Genomic DNA, 1,644 nt, shown 5'->3' with positions numbered 1-1,644 from the left:
TCCACATCCGCATCGCACTCATCAACCGCTTCAACGCACTCGGCGCCGCCGAGATCATCCGCGTCGCCTAAGTTCGGAGGGGAAAGGGGTAGTCAGGCCACAAGAGGGAGTTCTGCAACAATGCCCCATCTGTACCAGAACGGTTTGATTTTCAAGTTGCCTGAAAAGGCACTTGAAGACATGACCGTTAGCATTGCTAACAAGGACTTATCTAAGTTCATGAGGTACAAAGACCTAAAGAAAAAATATGCTGATCCTGAAGTGGCATTTCTTGCACATTGGTTAAAGAAGAACACCCGAAAAATCGACCACCAGTAATACTTCGCAACTTATCGAGAGCTTGATCTGATTCTAAAGCGGTTTGACGCCTAGCTGGAAAACCCACACAATGGCCAAATCGATGTGATGCACTGGGAATGGGTGACTAAGAAAAAAGGCACACTCTTCAGGAAAGAGAAGAAAACCAAGGAAATTCGCCACGCTTGCGCATTGGGCTTCCCTGGATGGAAAAATCAGGTCGGAAAAGGCAGAATTGGTCATGTTCGAAAGGTACTAGGGTTAACCCCTGAAAATGGCGTGGATTCACAATCATTCTTCAAAGACGTAGACGATATGAAAGTACTGATCGAAATGTATGAGGGTGCCTTAAAACGTTTGGCATACCGTTAAAGGTGAAAAGTCCACCCAGCGCCCGATCCTGAGGGTGGGTGTTCGCATCCGCGTCACACCGAAGACGTGCCACCCTTGATCGGCGCACTTATGGTGCGACGAGGGCGGGTCTGACGTGATGCCTGCCTGTGCCGCGCATTTGGCTCTGCAAAACCGCCTAGATCAAACCAACCACCTGTTAAAAAATAAAGTTTCGCAACGCCTCCCCCTTTTCACCGACAACCCCGCTGCACCCACTCCCCCTGCCGGCCCGCCCTTCCTGACCCGGAAAGCACTACCATCTGCCCTTTGCAGCCTCTATTGGCCACCGCGCCCACCTGATTGATCTCCCCGGAAAATTATGCGCATCAAGGCGGTTATGATTTGCAAGCTGCCGCATATCCGCCCGGGCCAAAGCGTCGGGCTGCTGGGAGGATCCTTTGATCCGCCGCACCGCGGCCATGCAGCGATTTCCCATGCAGCGCTGAGGCGGTTCGGGCTTGATCACCTGTTCTGGCTGGTATCTCCGGGCAACCCGCTGAAAGCACGCCAGCCGGCCGCCCTGCAGCGGCGGATTGCAGCGTCGCAAGGCCTGATACAGCATCCGCGCATCCATATCAGCGGCATTGAGGCGGAGCTTGGCACCCGCTACACCGCCCAGACCCTGCGCCATCTGCGCCGCCGCCATCCGGGCGTGCGTTTTGTCTGGCTGATGGGGGCCGACAATCTGACCCATTTCCACCGCTGGAAAGATTGGCGGCAGATTCTGGACACCGTGCCCGTCGGCGTGCTGGCCCGGCCGAATGACCGGATCTCGGCGCGGTTTTCACCCTCTGCGCGCTTTGCCCGCCATGCGATGCTGAAAGGCCGTCAAAGCCATCTGCTGGCGCGGGCCGAAGCCCCCGCCTGGTGTTTTGTCAACGTGCCAATGGTGGATGTCAGTTCAACCGAAATCCGGGCCCGCGGTGAATGGTCAGCGGCGGAGCACGGCTGAGG

The 1,644-nt window shown here is 56.1% G+C and carries 3 protein-coding genes; all 3 read left to right on the top strand.

Features of this window, described 5'->3' with window-relative positions; genetic code table 11:
• Positions 1–318, top strand: a 318-nt coding sequence (locus tag A2I95_RS36330) for a hypothetical protein (RefSeq protein WP_291737363.1), incomplete at its 5' end; no start/stop codon positions are given.
• 102 nt (positions 319–420) lie between these two features.
• A complete protein-coding gene (locus A2I95_RS36325; RefSeq protein WP_291737362.1) occupies positions 421–669 on the top strand; it encodes a hypothetical protein in 249 nt (82 codons plus the stop codon).
• Positions 670–1,027: 358 nt separating this feature from the next.
• On the top strand, positions 1,028–1,642 hold the full coding sequence (locus tag A2I95_RS36320; RefSeq protein ID WP_291737361.1) for a nicotinate-nucleotide adenylyltransferase: 615 nt from the start codon (positions 1,028–1,030) through the stop codon (positions 1,640–1,642).
• The last annotated feature ends 2 nt before the right edge of the window (positions 1,643–1,644 follow it).

Source organism: Leisingera sp. F5 (assembly GCF_001593695.1).
Note: the sequence above shows the minus strand (reverse complement) of the source record. Positions and strands in the feature narration are given on the sequence as shown.

What these genes read in the sequence shown, in the direction of transcription:
- A2I95_RS36320 (WP_291737361.1), top strand. Translation starts at nt 1,028, where the DNA reads ATGATTTGCAAGCTGCCGCATATCCGCCCGGGCCAAAGCGTCGGGCTG.